Source organism: Streptomyces sp. NPDC012508 (assembly GCF_042902595.1).
Classification (GTDB): domain Bacteria; phylum Actinomycetota; class Actinomycetes; order Streptomycetales; family Streptomycetaceae; genus Streptomyces.
The window spans coordinates 247,794-267,758 of record NZ_JBIBEO010000001.1 but is presented as its reverse complement, the minus strand read 5'-3'; the positions used below and the strand labels follow the sequence as shown (position 1 = coordinate 267,758).

General features: G+C 72.7%; 6 protein-coding genes. 4 read left to right on the top strand and 2 right to left on the bottom strand.

The features are described from left to right. Positions 1-24: 24 nt before the first annotated feature. Both ACFY8U_RS00990 and ACFY8U_RS00985 read right to left on the bottom strand, forming a co-directional pair. A complete protein-coding gene (locus ACFY8U_RS00990) occupies positions 25-1,098 on the bottom strand; it encodes a winged helix DNA-binding protein (RefSeq protein ID WP_389563943.1) in 1,074 nt (357 codons plus the stop codon). A 119-nt stretch (positions 1,099-1,217) separates the two neighbouring features. After that, entirely contained in the window at positions 1,218-2,165 is a 948-nt protein-coding gene (locus ACFY8U_RS00985) for a methionyl-tRNA formyltransferase (RefSeq protein WP_389563940.1), read from the bottom strand. A gap of 251 nt (positions 2,166-2,416) precedes the next feature. On the opposite strand from ACFY8U_RS00985, the gene ACFY8U_RS00980 reads away from it, so the two are divergent. From ACFY8U_RS00980 to ACFY8U_RS00965, 4 genes are all read left to right on the top strand, one after another. Further along, on the top strand, positions 2,417-3,769 hold the full coding sequence (locus tag ACFY8U_RS00980) for a lysine N(6)-hydroxylase/L-ornithine N(5)-oxygenase family protein (RefSeq protein ID WP_389563937.1): 1,353 nt from the start codon (positions 2,417-2,419) through the stop codon (positions 3,767-3,769). 138 nt (positions 3,770-3,907) lie between these two features. Beyond that, positions 3,908-4,954 (top strand): iron-siderophore ABC transporter substrate-binding protein, encoded by a 1,047-nt coding sequence (locus tag ACFY8U_RS00975; protein WP_389563934.1) that lies wholly within the window; start codon positions 3,908-3,910, stop codon positions 4,952-4,954. A 238-nt stretch (positions 4,955-5,192) separates the two neighbouring features. Further along, a complete protein-coding gene (locus ACFY8U_RS00970) occupies positions 5,193-19,469 on the top strand; it encodes an amino acid adenylation domain-containing protein (RefSeq protein ID WP_389563933.1) in 14,277 nt (4,758 codons plus the stop codon). Further along, the gene (locus ACFY8U_RS00965) at positions 19,466-19,675 is read left to right on the top strand and encodes an MbtH family protein (protein ID WP_389563931.1); all 210 of its coding nucleotides are present in this window, start codon (positions 19,466-19,468) and stop codon (positions 19,673-19,675) included. The genes ACFY8U_RS00970 and ACFY8U_RS00965 overlap by 4 nt, the downstream gene beginning before the upstream one ends. Positions 19,676-19,965: the final 290 nt, after the last annotated feature.

Genomic DNA, 19,965 nt, shown 5'->3' with positions numbered 1-19,965 from the left:
GCCCGGTCCGTGCGACCGGACCGGTCAGGGCTGATGGACGAGCAGCTCCCCCTCGGAGGGGAAGTACTCCTCTGCCGACATCTCCCGTCCCGCCTCCGTGCGTAACCGGCGCAGCACCAGGCCCTGTTCGCCGCTCGTGGGGGCCTTCGCTCCCGTGACGATCACCACGCCCTCGTCCTCGTGGTGGAGCACGAGCCCGGGGGCGCCGGAGTAGGTCCGCTCGGAGACCGTCGCGGCGAGGAGTTCGAGACGTCGGCCCTGGTGGTGCGTGTAGGCGGTCGGGTACCGGTCGCGCCGGGCCTCGACGAGCCGGGCGATCCTCTCGGCCGGGTGCGTCCAGTCGATCCGGCCGTCCTCGACGGAGTCCGTGCGGGCCGGGGCCTCGTACCGCGCGGGCTCGTGGACCACGCCGGCCGGTGCCGGTTCGAGGTGACGGTGGACGCGGCGCAGGAGGGAGGCGAGCTGCTCGCGTTCCTCCATGTCGAGCGGGGCGAGGATGTCGTCGTCGGTCGAGGCGATGTCCGCGTTGAGCAGATCGAGGAACGAGCGCCCCTCGGACGTGAGCCGTACGACGACGCGGCGCCGGTCGGCGGGATCGCGGGCGCAGTCGACATGGCCCGACCTGACCAGATCGTTGACGATCTTCACCAGGTCGCTGGCGTTCATGTCCAGGCGGGACGCGAGGACCGTCTTCATCTGGGGGCCCAGGTCGGCCACCATCGCCATCACGGTCAGATGCCACAGGCGCAGTCCGTGGGCGGTCAGTCTGTCCGTGAGTCTGCGGCGCGCGGCCTTGCCGATCGCGTACATCAGATAGGCGTTGAGGTTCAGCACGCTGGGCGGCGTCGTACTGAGCGAGGGCGGGCCGGAGGCGGCGGGGGAGCGGGGCTCGTCGTCACCGGAGGTCACAGCGCCGGCGGCGCCTTCTCCGGCCCCGTTCCCGGTGAGGCCGACGTCGACGGTGCCGATCGTCAGATCCGCGTGGGCGAGCGAGCTGAAGACCTGCGCCCAGTCGGTCGGCATGTTCGATATGCCGACGACGGCGAACCGTGTGCCGTTCGCATCGTGCGCGGTGCCGGAGGTGACCCGTGGTTGCATCGAAGTACCTGTTCGCCGTGCAAGTGAGGTGACCCTAACCTACTCGTTCCAGAAGGATACCGGCGCCCCCAGGACCGTCTGGGGGCGCCGGAGTTCAGCGGTGCGGAGCGCGGAGGCCGTCAGGGGCGGCTGGTGAGGTAGCCACCCATCGAGGTGAAGTAGTCGGTCGCGGACAGCTCCTGGCCGTCCTCGGTCCGTACGCGCGTGATGGCCAGGCCGTGGTTGCGGCCGGTGCGGGCGTCCGCGCCGGCGACGATCACCACGCCCTCGCCCTCGCGGTAGAAGATGCGCCCGGGCGTGCCGCCGTAACGGCCCTCGGACACCACGGCGGAGAGGACTTCGAGGCGCCGGCCCTTGTGGAAGGTGAACGCGGCCGGGTAGGGCGCGGACTGGGCACGGACCAGGCGCTCCAGGGCATCGGCGGGCCAGTCCCAGTTGATCCGGATGTCTTCCTCGGACCGCTTGTGGAAGAAGCTGGCCTGCGAGCGGTCCTGCTTGGTGAACTCGGTCTGCCCGGAGGCGATCAGGTCCAGCGCGCCGACCGTGACAGGGGCGATGAGGTCGACCGTCTTGTGGAACAGATCGGTCGCGGTGTCCGTGGGCTCGACCGTGACCGCGCGCTGGTCCACGATGTCGCCGGCGTCGAGCACCTCGTCCATCATGTGGGCCGTGACGCCGACTTCGGTCTCTCCGTTGATGAGGGCCCAGATGAGCGGGGAGAAGCCGGCGTACTTGGGCAGCAGGGAGTCGTGGACGTTGAGCGTGCCGTGGCGGGGGAGGGTGTAGATCCGCGGCGGGATCCAGGTGCGCCAGTTGTTGGCCACGATGATGTCCGGGTCGGCCTCCTTGAGGCGCTGGAACAGCTCGTCGTCGTCGGGCCTGTTGCGGATGACGACGGGGACGCCGTGCTCCTCGGCGAGGTCGGCGACGGAGTCGCTCCAGATCTTCTCGTAGGCGTGGTCGCTCTTGGGGTGGGTCACGACCAACACCACGTCGTGCTCGGAGTCCAGGAGAGCTTGCAGGGTGCGATGCCCCCAGGTCTGGTAACCGAACATGACGACCCGCATGGGGTTCCTCCTCAGAAGAGCGAATGACCGCCGCCAAGTAAAGCAAGGCTTACCTAAGGATGCAACGGGCCTTGTTTTCGGGCGTGTTCAGTGCCGCTTTCCCTTCGCCGCCCGATTCGTCCAGTCGACAGGTCGGGGCAAGTCAGGTTAGCTTTACCTAAGTTCGCCCTGGCCGGCGTCAACGGCGGGCTCGGCGTCTCGTACTTTTCCTCCTCGCCTGACAGGCGGCTGTCCCGCACGATGGGAGTGACATGTCTCAGGTTCTTCCTGGCGACGCACCTCTGGTCCATGACCTCATAGGAATCGGCTTCGGGCCGTCCAACGTGGCCATGGCGATCGCGCTCAGCGAGCACAACGCTCGCGTCGGGAGGCAGGAGGCGGTCACTGCTCACTTCTTCGAGCGGCAGCCCAGCTTCGGCTGGCACCGCGGCATGCTCATCGACGACGCCACGATGCAAGTGTCCTTCCTCAAGGACCTGGTGACGCTCCGTAACCCGTCCAGCGAGTACACCTTCCTGCGCTATCTGCAGAGCAAGGGCCGGCTGATCGACTTCGTCAACCACAAGAACCTCTTCCCGCTCCGCGTGGAGTTCCACGACTACTTCGAGTGGGCGGCGGCGAAGGTCGACGACATGGTCTCGTACGGCCACGAGGTCGTCTCCGTAGAGCCCGTCGTCCGCGACGGAGTCGTGGAGTACCTCGACGTCACGGCCCGCTCGGGCTCCGAGACCGTGGTCCACCGCGCCCGGAACCTCGTCATCGGCACGGGACTTCGTCCCCTCATGCCGCAGGGTGTCGAGCGGAGCGACCGCGTGTGGCACAACTCCGACCTGCTCGCCAAGGTGGACGGCCTGGAGGGCACCGACCCGACCCGCTTCATCGTGGTCGGCGCCGGCCAGAGCGCCGCCGAGAACGTGGCGTACCTGCACCGCCGCTTCCCCGACGCCGAGGTCTGCGCCGTCTTCTCCCGCTACGGCTACAGCCCGGCGGACGACAGCAGCTTCGCCAACCGCATCTTCGACCCCGAGGCGGTCGACGAGTACTTCACGGCTCCCGACGACATCAAGCGCCGGCTGATGGACTATCACGGGAACACCAACTACTCGGTCGTGGACATCGACCTGATCGACGATCTCTACCGGGTGGCGTACCAGGAGAAGGTGCTCGGCACCGAGCGGCTGCGCTTCCTCAACATCTCGCGCCTGACCGGCATCGAGGAGACCCCGGACACGGTCCGCGCCACCGTCACCTCCCTGGTCACCGGCGAGGAGAACGTGCTCGACGCCGATGTCGTGGTCCTCGCCACCGGCTACAGCCCCGCCGAGCCCCTGGGCCTCCTCGGGGAGGTCGCGAAGAGCTGCCACCGCGACGAGCAGGGCCGGGTCCGCGTCGAGCGGGACTACCGCATCGCGACCGACCCCGAACTGCGCTGCGGCATCTATCTGCAGGGCGGCACCGAGCACACCCACGGCATCACCTCGTCCCTGCTCTCCAACACCGCGATCAGGGTCGGCGAGATCCTGGACTCGATCCTCGACCGCGGTCCGGAGCCTGCCCAGGACGAGCCGCGCCCGGTCGCCGACGGCATCGGCTCGGTCCGCTGACCTCGGCCTCCTCCCGTCAGGCCGCCCCGTCCCCACCCCCCGTCGCCCCACCGGCTCCACCCGCCCCGGCTGTCTCGTAGCGTCCTCGTACGCGGCGGTCGTGGCACGCACCGTGTAATCCCCGTGAAAGGAACATCTGTGTCCACTGGTACGCGCCCCGCTCTGACGCGGTTCGTCAGACACTTCCCGCAGGTGGCCGTCGCCACCGTCGCCGCGCTCGCGCTGTCCGCCTGTGGGGGCGGCACCGAGAAGACCGAGGCCAAGCCCTCGGGCGAGGCGAGCAGCTCGAAGTCCGCCGCCTTCCCCGTGACGGTGGAGCACAAGTACGGCTCCACCACGATCGACGCGGAGCCGAAGAGGGTCGTCACCCTGGGCCTGTCGGACCAGGACGCGGTTCTGGCGCTCGGGATCAAGCCGGTCGGCGCGGTGGACTGGTTCAAGGAGCAGCCGTACGGCAAGTGGCCGTGGGCGAAGGACAAGTGGGGATCCACGAAGCCCGAGATCGTCGGTGAGCGCGACGAGTACAACATCGAGAAGATCGCGGCGCTGAAGCCCGACCTCGTCATCGCGCAGTACTCGGGGATGAAGAAGGAGCAGTACGACACGCTCTCGAAGTTCACCAAGGTCGTGGCGCAGCCCAAGGGCCTGCCCGACTACGGTGCGTCCTGGCAGGTCATGACGCGGCAGATCGGCAAGTCCCTCGGCAAGGACGCGGAGACCGAGAAGCTGATCTCCGGCATCGACGCGCGCTTCAAGGCGGTGCGCGACAAGCACCCCGAGTTCGCCCAGAAGACCATCGCCGTCGCCGACAGCTTCGAGGCCGGCAAGTACTCCGCCTTCACGAAGACCGACCCGAAGGCGATCTTCTTCAACGAGCTCGGCTTCAAGCTGAAGCCCGAGATCGACACCCTGGCGAAGCCGGGCTGGAACGTCGCCGAACTGAGCGCCGAGAAGCTGAACGTGCTCGACGTCGACCGCCTGGTCTGGGTCACCTCCAGCACCGAGGCCAACGACCGCATCAAGGCCGAGCCGCTCTACAAGAAGCTGAAGGTCAACTCGGAGAAGCGCGACCTGTTCGTGCCCTACCAGGACCCGGACATCGGTGCGGCCTTCTCCTTCAACACCGTCCTGTCGATCCCGTACGCCATCGACGAGGTCGAGCCGCTGATCGCGGCCATCAAGTAAGCGCCGGTCACCGGCGTCCGGCCCGTCCGCCGGCACCCCGCCCGCCCCCCGGCGGCATCCGGCCCGTCCGCCGGCGCCGCAGGGGGCGGGCGGTGCCCTCGCCCTCCGCGCCCCGTTCCCGGCAGCACCGCGCCCCGCCACCGTGACGTACGGCCGGCCCCTCCCCGGCGCGGGCCGGGAGCGGGGCGCACCGGATACACCTCACTGACGCATCACCAGGGAAAGGCCCATTCGAACGATGTTTGACGTCGAGTCGGACCGGACGTCCACCTCCGGCATCCCCGTCACGGGCGGGCAAGCCGGGATCTGGCTCGCCCAGCAGATCGACCCGGAAAGCTCCGCCTACAACATCGTGTTCGCCCTGGACCTGCACGGCGACGCCGACGTCGAGCGCCTCACCGCCGCCGTGCGGCAGGCCGTGGAGGAGGCCGAGAGCCTGCACGTACGCGTCCGCGCGGGAGACGGCGGCCCCCGCCAGACACCCGCTCCCGCGCCGTTCGACATTCCCGTCGTCGACCTGCGCGCCGCCGCCGACCCCGAGCGGGCCGCCGCCGACTGGATGTCCGCCGACCGCGAGCGCCCCATGGATCTCGCCCAGGGCCCCCTCTTCGGCCACGCCGTGCTGCGTCTCGCCGACGACCACGTCGTCTGGTGCCAGCGCTACCACCACATCGTCATCGACGGCATGGGTGTCGCGCTCATCACCCGCCGGGCCGGTGAGCTGTACACCTCTGACGGCGCGGCTCCCGGCGCGCGCGACTGGGCGGTCTCCCGCCTGGTCGACGCCGACAGCGCCTACCGCGCCTCCGCCGCGCACGAGCAGGACCGCGCCTACTGGCTTGCGTGCATGGCCGACCGGCCCGAGCCCGTACGCCTCGTCGAGCGCGCGCCGGTGCCCATGGCCCGGCGGCTACGGCGTACCTCCGAGCTGACCGCCGAGCAGAGCCGGCGGCTCCACGCCGCCGCCGACCGCGCCGGCACCCGGCTGTCCCGCGTGCTCGTCGCCGCCGTGGCCGCCTACCTCCACCGGGTCAGCGGCGAGCAGGACCTCGTCCTCGGCCTGCCGATCGCCGCCCGCCAGGACGCGGTCTCCGCCGAGGTTCCCGGCATGGTCTCCAACATCGTCCCGCTGCGCCTCTCCGTCCGCCCCGGCACCACCGTCGCCGAACTCCTCGACGGTGTACGGCGCGCGGTCGGCGAGGCGGTCGACCACGGGCGCTACCGGGCCGAGGACCTGGCCAGGGAACTGGGCCTGCCCGACGGTGTGCACGAACTCGTCGGACCCACGGTCAACGTCCTCCCGCGCCCGGACGACCTGCGGTTCCGTGATCTCGAGACCGAACTCGAACCGGTCTGGCTCGGCCCGGTCAGCGACCTGGCCCTCAGCTTCGCCGAGTGCGGCGACGGGCTCGGGATCCGCGTCCACCTCGACGCCGACGCCGAGGTCTGCGACGAGGAGACACTGCGGAACCACGAGCGCCGCTTCATCGCCCTCCTCGACGCCGTCGTCGAGGACCTCGACCGCCCGGTCGGCCACATCGAACTGACCTCGGCCCCGGAACGGACCCGGCTGCTCGACGAGTTCGGCGACAAGCCCCGGGAGTCGCCGGAACTCTCCTGGCCCGCCGCCTTCGAGGCCCGGGTCCGCCGCACCCCGGACGCCGTCGCCCTCGTCTGCGAGGACCGGGAACTCACGTACGCCGAGCTGAACGAGGCCGCCAACCGCCTCGCCCGCCTCCTGGCCTCCCGTGGCGTCGTCGCCGAGGACGTCGTCGCCGTGGCCGTCCCGCGCTCCGTCGACCTCGTCGTCTCCCTGCTCGCGGTGATGAAGGCGGGCGCGGCCTACCTGCCGCTGGACGCCGACCACCCGAAGGACCGGATCGCCTACATGCTGGCCGACGCCGGCGCGCGCACGGTCGTCACCACCCGCGAGCTGTCCGACGCGCTGCCCGACGCCCCCGGCGTCACCCATCTGCTCCTCGACGAGCCGTCCCTGACGGCCGAGCGCGACGCCCTCGACGGGGCGGACCTGGGCCTCGACATCGCCCTCGACCGGGCGGCGTACGTCATCTACACCTCGGGCTCGACGGGCCGCCCCAAGGGCGTCGTCGTCTCCCACGACGGCGTCGGCAGCCTCATCGCCACCGCCACCGACCGCATCGGGATCACCGCAGACAGCCGCGTCGTCCAGTTCGCGTCCGTGGGCTTCGACGTGACGGTCTGGGACCTGATCATGTCGCTGTGCGTCGGCGGCCGGATCATCGTGGTCCCCACCGAGCGACGCGTCGCCGGACCCGCGCTCACCGAGTACATCGCCCGCCACGGCGCCACCCACATGATCCTCCCGCCGTCCCTGGTCTCGGCCCTGCCGCAGGACTGCGAACTGCCCGACGGCGCCGTCCTGATCGTCGGCACCGAGGCGGTGCCCAGCGAGCTGATCGCCCGCTGGGCCGGACGGCTCCAGGTCGTCGTCGCGTACGGCCTCACCGAGGCGACCGTCAACTCCACGCTGTGGGTCGCCGCCCCCGACCGGCCCGGCCCCGCGCCGATCGGCGAACCCGACCCCAACACCCGTGCCTACGTGCTCGATTCGGCACTCCGCCTGGTGCCCGTCGGCAGCGAGGGCGAGCTGTACGTCTCCGGCCGCGGCCTCGCACGCGGCTACCTGGGCCGACCGGGGCTCACCTCCGAACGCTTCGTCGCCGACCCGTACGCCACCGAGCCCGGCGCCCGGATGTACCGCACGGGCGACCGCGTCCGCTGGGGCGCCGACGGCAACCTGGAGTTCCTCGGCCGCGCCGACGGCCAGATCAAGATCCGCGGCCACCGCATCGAGCCCGGCGAGATCGAGAGCGCCTTCATGGCCTGCCCGGGCATCGCCCAGGCCGCCGTCCTCGTCCGCGAGGACCACCGGAGCGCCAAGCGGCTCGTCGCCTACCTCGTCGCTGAGGCCGGCAGGGACCCCGAGGCCTCCGTCACCGAGGCGCGCGCCCGGGTCGCCGGGACGCTGCCCGACCACATGGTCCCGTCCGCCGTCGTACGCCTCGACGGGCCGCTGCCGCTGACGCCCAACGGCAAGCTCGACAGCCGCGCCCTGCCCGAGCCCCGGTGGACCGCGACGGCCGGCGGCGACGTGGCCACTACCCCCGCCGAGACCGCGCTCGCCGCGCTCTTCGCCGAGGTGCTCAGCCTTCCCTCGGTCGGCGTCCACGACAGCTTCTTCGAACTGGGCGGCGACAGCATCGTCGCGATCCAGCTCGTCAACCGCGCCCGCGAGGCCGGGCTCGCGATCACCCCGCGTGACGTCTTCCGGCAGCGGACCGTGGCGGCGCTCGCCAGGACCGCCGCACCGCTCACCGCCGACGCGTCCCCCGAGAAGCCCCGGACGGTGGAGCTCGACGAGGACGCGCTGCCCGTCTCCCCGCTCCAGGAAGGTTTCTTCTTCCACGCGGAGTTCGACCGGGACTCCGCCGACCTCTATGTCGTCCAGGAACTCCTCGACCTCGCGGGCACCGTCGACCCGGACCGGCTCCGGCGGTCGCTCCAACTGCTCCTCGACCGGCACGCGCTGCTGCGCGCCTCCTTCCGCCAGCTTCCCGGCGGCGAGGTCGTCCAACGGATCGCCGACGGCACCGACCTTCCGTGGCGCGAGGCCGACACCGCCAACACCTCGTTGGACGGCATCCTGCGGCAGGACCGCGCCGAGGGTTTCGACCTCGCCCGGCCGCCGCTGATGCGGGCCACCCTGATCCGCGACGGGCAGCGCCACCGGCTGCTGCTCACGCTGCACCACATCATCGCCGACGGCTGGTCGGTCGCCGTCCTGCTGCGTGAACTGACCGCCGCCTACCAGGGCGAGGCCCTTCCCGAGGCGCCCGCCCCGCGGGCGTACCTGGCCTGGCTCGCGAGCCGGGACCTCGACGCCGCCCGCGACGCGTGGCACCACGCCCTGGCCGGTCTGGACGGCCCGACCCGGCTGCCCGCCCTCGCCTCCGCCACGGGCGACCACCAGGCCGCGCCGGTCGCCGGGCCCGAGCACGTCGACGTCCGGCTGTCCGAGTCGCTCACCGCCGAACTCACGGCCGGCGCCCGCAGCCACGGGCTCACCCTCAGCACCGTCCTGAACGGCAGCTGGGCGCTGCTCCTCGGCGGTCTGACCGGCAGCCAGGACGTCGTGTTCGGCACCACCGTCTCCGGACGCACGACCGAGGTCAGAGGCCTGGACTCGGCCGTCGGCCTGTTCATCAACACCGTCCCGGCCCGCGTCACCCTGCACGGCGGCGAGTCGCTCGCCGAGCTGCTGCGGCGCGTCCAGGACGAGCACGCGGCCCTCCTGGACCACCAGCACCTCGGACTCGCCGAGATCCAGCGGCTCGCGGGCGGCGGGGAACTCTTCGACACGCTCGTGGTGTTCGAGAACTTCCCCTCCGGCGACCTGCCCACCGGACAGGACACCGCCCGAGACCCTGCACAGGCCCAGGAGACGCTGCGTGTCACCGGCGCCGAGGTCTTCGACGCGGTGCACTACCCGCTCGCCCTGATCGTCGAGCACGACGGCGACCACCTCTCGCTGCGGTTCAAGTACGACGCGGCCCGGCTCGACCAGCTGACCGTGGCGGTCGTGGCCCACCGGTTCGAGGCCCTGCTGCGGACGCTCGTCGACGACCCGTCCCGCCCGGTCGCCCGCGTTGGGACGCTCTCCGACCGCGAGCGGGAGCGCATCACCGCTCTCAACGACACGGCCCACCCGCTGCCCGACGCGGACGCCACCCTCGCCTCCCTCTTCGCCGCACAGGTGGCACGGACGCCCGACGCCCCCGCCGTCGTCTTCGAGGGCACCACCCTGTCCTACGCCGAACTCGACCGGCGCGCCGAGGCGCTGGCCCGGCGGCTGCGGGCCCGGGGCGCCGGCCCCGAGCGGTTCGTCGGGGTCGCCGTGCCCCGCTCCGCCGAGCTCATGGTGGCGCTGCTCGGCGTCCACAAGGCGGGCGCCGCCTACCTTCCCCTCGACCTCGACTACCCCGCCGACCGGGTGGCGTTCATGCTCGCCGACTCGGGGGCCCGTACGGTCGTGACCACCGGCGACGCGGCCGGGCGGCTGCCCGATGTACCCGGGCTCGCACACGTCCTGGTGGACGGTGACGAGGACGCGGCCGACACGCCGGCCGCCCCCGCGGGACCCGACCACCCCGCGTACCTCATCTACACCTCGGGCTCCACCGGCCGTCCCAAGGGCGTCGCCGTCACACACCGCGCGATCGTCAACCGACTCGCCTGGATGCAGCACGAGTACGGACTCACCGTCCACGACCGCGTGCTCCAGAAGACCCCGTCCAGCTTCGACGTGTCCGTCTGGGAGTTCTTCTGGGCCCTGGTCGAAGGCGCTGCCGTCGTCCTCGCCCGGCCCGACGGACACCGCGACCCGGCGTACCTCGCCGAGCTGATCCGGACCGAGCGCATCACGACGACGCACTTCGTGCCGTCGATGCTGGCCGCGTTCGTCCAGGTCATGGAGGCCGCCCCGGGCGCCCCCGCCTGGGCCACCAGCCTGCGCCGCGTGTTCTGCAGTGGCGAGGCCCTCACCGGCCCCGACGCCCGTCGCTGGGCGGAGCTGACCTCCCGCCGAGGCCATGGCCCCGTGCCGCTGCACAACCTCTACGGCCCCACCGAGGCCGCCGTCGACGTCACGTACTTCCCGTACGAGGGTGGCGACGAGCTCGCCGTCCCGATCGGCCGCCCCGTCTGGAACACACGCCTCCACGTCCTCGACGCCTTCCTGCGCCCCGTCCCGGACGGTGTGCCCGGTGAGTTGTACCTCGCCGGCGTCCAGCTGGCCCGCGGCTACCACGACCGGCACGGACTGACCGCCGAGCGGTTCGTCGCCGATCCGTTCGGGGAGCCCGGCGCCCGGATGTACCGGACCGGCGACCTGGTCAGCAGGCGCGCCGACGGCGCCGTCGAGTACCTCGGCCGCACCGACCGCCAGGTCAAGGTGCGCGGCAACCGTGTCGAGCTGGGCGAGATCGAGGCCGCCCTGGCCGCCCTCCCGGGTGTGGCCCGGGCCGCCGTCGTCGTCCGCGAGGGAACGCTCCTCGGCTACGCGGTCCCGGCTCCCGGCGGCGCCGCCCCGGACGGCGAGGCCCTCCACGCGGCGCTCGCCGACGCGTTGCCCGCGGCGATGGTGCCGACGGCCGTCGTGGCCCTCGACGAGCTGCCGCTGACGCCCAGCGGCAAGCTCGACCAGAACGCCCTGCCCTCGCCGTCCGTCGCCCCCCGGGCCGGCGGTCGCGCGCCGCGCGACGAGCGCGAGCGCGCCCTCTGCGAGATCTTCACCGATGTCCTCGGCATGGCCGGGATCGGTGCCGACGACGACTTCTTCGTACTCGGCGGCGACAGTCTCACCTCTATCGCCGTCGCCACCCGGGCCCGTGAAAGGGGACTGACCATCAGCCCGCGCGATGTGTTCGAGCACCGCACGCCCGCCGCGCTTGCCGCGACGGCCGCGACCGTGCCGGACGAACCCGCCGTCGAGGCCGCTGCCGAAGCGCCCGCCGCCGGGGTGACCGTGTCCGCCACCGACGCCGGACAGGCCGCCGCCGCGCTCCAGGCGATGCTCGCCGCACAGCAGCAGTCCGGCGCGGCCGTCGACCCGGCCCTCCAGGCACTGCTCGACCAGCTCACCGCCGCCGCCCCGGCGGAGCCCCCGGCCCCGGCCCCGCTCGGCGGCCTCGAACCGACCGCCGAGGAGACCGCACGCATCGAGGCCGTCGCGGGCCTCCCGGTCGCCGACGTCTGGCCGCTCTCCCCGCTCCAGGAGGGCATGTACTTCCACGCCACCTACGACACCGGTGACGCCCTCGACGTCTACCTGTCGCAGGAGACCCTGGACTTCGACCGCCCCCTGGACGCCGACCGGCTGCGCGCCGCCTGCCGGGCACTCCTGGAGCGCAACGCGAGCCTGCGCGCCGGGTTCACCAGCGACGGCCTGCCCCGGCCCGTCCAGTTCATCGCCGACGGCGCCGAGATCCCGCTGACCGAGACCGACCTGTCCGCGCTGCCCGCCGACGAGCGGCGCGCCCGCGTGGACGCGCTCCTCGCCGCCGACCGCCGGCAGCGCTTCGACCTGTCCGCGCCGCCGCTCTGCCGCCTCCAGCTGATCCGGCTCGGCGACGGCCGCGACCGGCTCGTCGTCACCCACCACCTCATCGTGTGGGACGGCTGGTCCGCCTGGCTGTTCCTGGAGGAGCTGTTCACGCTGTACGAGCGGGCCGGCGACACCACCGGTCTGCCCGCCCCCGGCTCGTACCGCGACTACCTGGCCTGGCTGGACCGGCAGGACACGGACCAGGCCCTCGACGCCTGGCGCGGCGCGCTCTCCGGCTTCGACGAGCCGACCCTCGTGGCGCCGACCGGCCGCGACGCGGGCCCGGTCATCCCGGCCGACTTCGACGCCGTCCTGACCGAGGAGACCAGCGACCGGCTCCGCGCCCTGGCCCGCCGGCACGGCCTCACCCTGAACACGGTGCTCAACGCGGCCTGGGGCCTGGTCCTCTCGGCGATGACGGGCCGCGGCGACGTCGCCTTCGGCACCGCGGTCGCCGGACGCCCCGCGGACGTGCCGGACGTCGCCGGCATCATCGGCATGTTCCTCAACACCATTCCGGCACGCGTCGCGTTCGCGCCCGACGAGCCGCTGCTCGACCTGCTGCGCAGCATGCAGTCCGAGCGGGCCGGCGTCATGCCGTACGAGTACGTCGGGCTCGGCACCCTCCAGCAGGAGACCGGCCACCGCCGCCTGTTCGACACCCTCTTCGTGCTCCGCTCCGCCGACGGCGAGGACCGTGCCGCGGCGCTCCGGCAGCGGCACGGCATCACCGACGTCTCCAACGTCGACGGCACCCACTTCCCGCTCACCCTGATCGTCACGCCCGAGACCCGGCTGCGGGTCACCCTGGCGGCGCGGCCCGACCTGTTCGAGGCGGAGGCCGCGACCACGATCCTCGGCCGGTTCACGACCGTCCTGGAGCGGCTCGTCGAGCTCCTCGCCGCCCCGGACGCCGTCTCCGCGCTCACCGTCGGCGTGGACCTGCTGCTGCCGCCGGAGCGCGCCGCCCTCGCGGCCGAGCGGGCCGGCAGCCGCGAGCCCGTGCCGAACGAGACCATCGCCGACATGCTGACGGCCCAGGTCGCCCGTACCCCCGACGCGGTCGCGCTCGTCTTCGGCGAACACGCCCTCACGTACGCCGAACTGGACGCGCACATCAACCGGATCGCCCGGCTGCTGCTCGCCCGGGGAGCCGGCCCGGAGAAGGTCGTGGCACTCGCACTGCCGCGCTCCATCGACATGGTCGCCGCCCTCTTCGCCGTGCTGCGCACCGGCGCCGCGTACCTGCCTCTCGACCTGGACCACCCGGCCGACCGGCTGCGGCTGATGGTCGAGGACACCGGACCCCTGTGCCTGGTCTCCACCACGGCCGTCGCCCCGACCCTCCGGGGGCCCCAGGGCGCCGTCGCCCCCGAACTCCTGCTGGACGACGAGGCCCTGGCCGCCGAACTGGCCGCCCTGCCCGGCGAGGAGATCACCGACGCCGAGCGGCCCGCCTTCGCCCACGACATCCCGGACCGGCTCGAACACCCGGCGTACGTCATCTACACCTCCGGCTCCACCGGCCGGCCCAAGGGCGTCGTCACCCCCTACCGGGGTCTGACGAACATGCAGCTCAACCACCAGAAGGAGATCTTCGACCCGGCGATCGCCTCGGCCGGCGGACGGCGACTGCGCATCGCGCACACCGTCTCCTTCGCCTTCGACATGTCCTGGGAGGAGCTGCTCTGGCTCGTCGAGGGCCACGAGGTCCACGTCTGCGACGAGGAGCTGCGCCGCGACGCCGAGGCACTGGTCGCCTACTGCGACCGGCACCAGGTCGACGTGGTCAACGTGACCCCCACCTACGCCCAGCTGCTCATCGAGGAGGGACTCCTCGACCGCGACGAGACGACCGGAAAGCACCGCCCGGCGCTGGTCCTGCTCGGCGGCGAGGCCGTGTCCGACACCGTGTGGAGCACGCTGCGCCGCACCGAGGGCACCTACGGCTACAACCTGTACGGGCCGACCGAATACACCATCAACACCCTCGGCGCCTCCACCACGGACAGCGCGACCCCCACGGTCGGCATGCCCATCCGCAACACCCGCGCCCACGTCCTGGACTCCATGCTGCGCCCGGTCCCGCCCGGCTGCCCCGGCGAGCTGTACATCGCCGGCACGGGCCTGGCCCGCGGCTACCACGACCGCCCCGGCCTCACCGCCGAGCGGTTCGTCGCCGACCCCTTCGGCGAGCCGGGCGAGCGGATGTACCGCACCGGTGACCTCGTACGGCAGCGGCCCGACGGGCTGCTCGACTTCCTCGGCCGCACCGACGACCAGGTGAAGATCCGCGGCTACCGGATCGAACTCGGCGAGATCTCCACGGCCCTCTCCTCGCACCCCGAGGTCGCCCACGCCGCCGTCGTCGTCAACGAGAGCACCGGCACCAAGCGTCTCGTCGGCTACTTCGCACCGGAGGACGGCACGGAGCCCGGCGAGGACCTGCTCCAGCGGCTGCGCGACCACCTGAAGGCCGTGCTGCCCGACTACATGGTCCCCTCCGCGCTCGTCCCCGTGGACACCCTTCCGCTCACCGTCAACGGCAAGCTCGACGTACGAGCCCTGCCCGCGCCGGACTTCGCCGGAACCGGCACGAGCCGCGCCCCCCGCACACCACGGGAGGAGACGCTCTGCACGCTCTTCGCCGAGGTGCTGGGCCTGCCGGAAGGCAGCGTCGGCATCGACAGCGACTTCTTCGAGCTGGGCGGCCACTCGCTGCTCGCCACCCGCCTCGTCAGCCGGGCCCGTACCGCCCTGGACGCCGAACTCGCCATCCGTGACCTCTTCGAGGCACCCACCGTGGCCGAACTGGTCGAGCGCGCGGACCGCTCCGGCGGCGCCGCCCGACCTGCGCTGACCGCGGGGCAGCGCCCCGACGAGCTGCCGCTCTCGCACGCCCAGCAGCGGCTCTGGGTCATCCAGCAGATCGAATGCACCTCGGCCGCGTACAACTTCCCGCTGGTCATGCGGCTGCGCGGCGCCCTCGACGTCGACGCGTGGGGGACGGCGCTCGCCGACGTGACCGCCCGGCACGAAGCCCTGCGCACGGTGTTCGTGGAGCACGAGGGCCAGGCCGTCCAGCGCGTGCTGCCCGCCGACGAGGCCCGGCCCGTGGTGGAGCGGCTGCGAGGAACCGAGGACGAGGTCCCCGACCTCGTCGAGGCCGCCGTCAACCGGCCCTTCGACCTCGCGACCGAACTGCCGCTGCGCGCCACGGTCGTGGAGCTGGCGCCGGAGGACCACGTCGTCGTCCTGCTGCTCCACCACATCACCACCGACGAGTGGTCGGACCGACCCTTCCTGCGCGACCTGGCCACCGCCTACGCGGCCCGCGTCGCGGGCGCGGCCCCGCAGTGGGAACCGCTTCCCGTCCAGTACGCCGACTACGCCCTCTGGCAGCAGCGGCTGCTCGGCGACCCGGCGGAGGCGGACAGCCTGGCCGCCCGGCAGCTGGAGTACTGGCGCACGACCCTGGACGGCGCCCCCGAAGAGCTGGAACTGCCCACGGACCGGCCCCGGCCGGCCCGGCCGGCCTTCTCCGGCGCCGAGCTGGACATCGCCTTCGACGCCGATGTCCACGAGGGCCTGAAGCGGCTCGCTCGCGAGTCCGGCGCCAGCATGTTCATGGTCGTCCACGCGGCCGTGGCCGCCCTGCTGCACCGCATGGGCGCCGGTACGGACATCCCCCTCGGCTCGCCCATCGCGGGGCGCGGTGACGAAGCCCTCGACGACCTGGTCGGCTTCTTCGTCAACACGCTGGTGCTGCGCACCGACCTGAGCGGCGACCCGAGCTTCACGGAACTCCTCGCCCGGGTCCGGGAGACCGACCTGGCCGCCTTCTCGCACGCGGACGTTCCGTTCGAGTCGGTGGTGGAGAAGCTCAACCCGACCCGCTCCCTCTCCCGGAACCCGCTCTTCCAGGTGATGGTCGGCTACCACGCCCGCACGGGCGACGGACTGGAACTGTCCGGCCTCAGCGCCGACCACGTCCCCTTCCGTATCCGCTCGGCCAAGTTCGACCTCGTGTTCAGCTTCACCGAGCACACACCGGCCGACGGCGGCACGGGCTCGCTCGGCTGCCGGCTGGAGTTCGCCACCGAGCTCTTCGACCACACCACCGCCGAGCGCCTCGGCGATCGCCTCCGGGCGCTCGTCGCGGCCCTCGTCGCCGCGCCCGAGCAGCCCGTCTCGCGGGCGGAGATCCTCCGCGACGACGAGCGGCAGCTGGTCCTGGAAGGCTTCAACGGCACGGCACGCCAGGTCGACGAGGAGTCCTTCCCGGCGCTGTTCGCACGGCGGCTCGCCGAGCGCCCCGACGCGGTCGCCGTCGTCGACCGCGCCCGGTCCGTGACGTACGCGGAGCTCGACGCCCGCGCCAACCGCCTCGCCCGACTCCTCGCGGCGCGCGGAGTCGGTGCCGAGGGCGTCGTCGGCGTGGCCGTGCCCCGCTCCGTCGACATGGTCGCCACGGTCCTTGCCGCGCTGAAGCTGGGCGCCGCGTTCCTGCCCCTCGACCTGGTCCACCCGGCCGACCGGCTGACGTACATGATCGAGGACTCGCGGGCGGCGCTCGTGGTCGGCACCGAGCCGGTCGCGGGCAAGATCCCCGAGGTGGCGGGCGTGCCGGTGGTGCTGCTCGACGAGCCGTCGGTGGCCGCCGAGCTGGAGACCCTGCCGGAGACCGCTCTCGACGGGAAGCCGGTCCTCCTGGACCAGGCCGCGTACGTCATCTACACCTCCGGCTCCACCGGCCGCCCCAAGGGTGTCGTCGTCCCGCACGAGGGCATCTCCAGCCTCGTCGCCACCGCCGTCGACCGCATGGGCCTGGAGCACGACAGCCATGTTCTGCAGTTCGCGTCGATCGGCTTCGACGTCTTCGCCTTCGAACTGGCGATGGCGCTCTGCCACGGCGGCCGGCTCGTCCTCGTCACCGACGAGGCGCGGGTCGCGGGACCGGCGCTCACCGACTTCCTCGCGGAGCAGCGGATCACCCACATGATCCTGCCCCCGTCCCTCGTCTCGGCCCTGCCGCCCGGCTGCGAGCTGCCCGAAGGATCGACCGTCCTGGTCGGGACGGAGACCGTGCCGCCGGACGTCTTCGAACGGTTCGGCGCCACGGCCCACCTGATCTGCGCCTACGGACTCACCGAGGCGACGGTCAACTCCACGCTGTGGCCCTCGCGCGAGCACGGGGGCCGCCCGTCCGGCCGGGTGCCCATCGGCCGGCCCGACCCGAACACCCGCTGCTACGTCCTGGACGAGCACCTGCGGCCCGTCCCGCCGGGCGTCGTCGGCGAGCTGTACGTCGCCGGACGCGGCCTCGCCCGCGGCTACCTCGGCAAGACCGCGCTGACCTCCGAGCGGTTCGTCGCCGACCCGTACGGCCCGCCCGGCAGCCGGATGTACCGCACCGGCGACCGCGCCCGCTGGCGGGCGGACGGCAACCTCGACTTCCTCGGGCGCGTCGACACCCAGGTCAAGGTCCGCGGCTTCCGTATCGAGCTGGGCGAGATCGAGGCCGCCCTCGCCGGTCACCCCTCGGTCGCCCAGGCAGCCGTGCTGCCCGACCGCGCCGGCGACATCGTCCGACTCGTCGGCTACGCCGTCCCCGAGGCGGGGGAGTCCGTGGAGCTCGACCCGCAGGAGCTGCGCGCCCACGTCGCCGGGCTGCTGCCCGAGTACATGGTCCCCGCGCTCGTCGTGCCGCTGGACGGCCCGCTGCCGCTGACCCCCAACGGCAAGCTGGACCGCAAGGCGCTACCCGTGCCGGACTGGGCGGCGATGACCGGCGACGCGCTGCCGGCCAACGAGACACAGGCCAGGCTCGCGGCGCTGTTCGGCGAGATCCTCAAGCTGGAGCGGGTCGGCGTCCACGACAACTTCTTCGCGCTCGGCGGCCACTCCATGGCCTCCATGCGGCTCCTCGGCCGTATCCGCGCCGAGTTCGGCGTCGAACTGAGCATCAGGGACGTCTTCGACGCGCTGACCGTCGCCGGCATCGAGGGCAAGCTCAAGGGCGCGTCGACGGCCCGCCCGGCACTGCGCCCGGCCCAGGCCCGTCCGGAGCCGCTCCTCGCCGCCCCCGTCCAGCGCTGGCAGTGGGACGCCTACCTGCGTACGCCCCGCTTCGACCACGCGCTGGTGCTGCGCTCGCCCGGAGGCCTGGACGCGGACGTGCTGTCGGCGGCGCTCGCCGACGTGGCGGCCCGTCACGAGCCCCTGCGCACGGCCTTCACGGAGCACGACCGCGCGCTCCACCACCGGCCCGTCCAGCCCCCGGTCCTCGTCCTCGAGGAGTCCGCGGACCTGGAGGCGCGCCTGACCGAACTGGCCGCCGGAGCACCGGAGCCGGACCGTGCGGCACCGCTCGGCGCCCGCCTGCTGACGGCGGCCACCGGCGAGCAGGCGCTGCTCCTGACCATGCACTACCTGGCGGTGGACGAATGGTCGGTCGTCCCGCTCTTCCGTGACCTGACGGTGGCCTACGCGGCGCGTACGGAGGGCCGCGCGCCCGAGTGGCGGCCGCTGCCGGTCTCGTACGCCGACTACGCCCAGTGGGCCCGCGAGGTCCTGGGCGACCTGGACGACCCGGACAGCCGAGGCGGCCGGCAGCTGGCCTACTGGCGCGAGACGTTGAAGGACGCACCCACCGAGCTGGCCCTCCCGGCGGACGGCCCGCGCTCGTCCACGCCGGGCGCGGACCACGTGGGCTTCGTCCTCGACGAGCGGCTGCACGCGGCCGTGGACGACCTGGCCCGGGCGACCGGCACCAGCATGTTCATGGTGCTGCACTCGGCCCTGGCGGCGCTGCTGACCGCCCACGGCGCGGGCACGGACCTGCCCATCGGCACGATGGTCGCCGGCCGTACCGACGACCAACTGGCCGATCTGGTGGGCTGCTTCTTCAACACGGTCGTGCTGCGCACCGACACCGCCGGCGACCCGACGTTCGCGGAACTGCTGTCCCGCGTACGGGAGACCACGCTCGGCGCCCTCGACCGGCAGGACGTCCCGTTCGAGGAGGTCGTCCGGGCGACCGGACTGCCCCAGGAGGGCCCGCAGGTCATGGTGATCCACCATGAGCAGGCGGACCTGGAACAGTTGGAGGGCGGGGTCGGATCCCTCGACGCCGTGCCGACCGGCTCGACCAGGGCGCGGCTGACCCTCAGTTTCTACGAGCCTCGGGGCGACGGGCCGGTCCACTGCGGCCTGATCCACGCCACCGACCTGTTCGGCACAGCCAAGGCACGGCGACTCGCCGACGAACTTCAGAGGCTGCTGCACGCCGTGGCAGCCGATCCAGGACCGCCGCTCTCAGAGCTGTTCACCGCCATGACCGCGCGTTCGACAAGGAGTGACGACGCATGAGCACCAACCCGTTCGAGGACCCGCAGGGCCGCTTCCTGGTCCTCGTCAACGACGAGAACCAGCACTCGCTGTGGCCCTCCTTCGCCGAGGTTCCCGCCGGTTGGCGCACCGCCTTCGGCGAGGAGACGCGCGAGGCGTGCCTCGCGTACGTCGAGGAACACTGGACGGACCTCCGCCCGGCGAGCCTCGCCGCCCGGCGGGCCTGACGCATCCGCCTGAACGCCGCCGCCCGTGGAGACCTCTCCACGGGCGGCGGCGTTCGTGTGCGGGGTCTCGCCCGCGTGGCCCGGGCCGACCCCGCCGCCGGCACGGCCCGCACGGGCGCGCACGCCGCCCACCCCGGGCCCCGGCGCAGACTCCGGGCCCCCGTCACAGCCCCCTGGCGAGCCGACCGACGCGGCCCCCGGCTGCGGCCCGGGACACGGCCGCCCGCATTGCGGGGTACGCACCCGCACGGGCTCCCCGTGGCACCGCGGCGCGCGGGTGCGGGCCCACG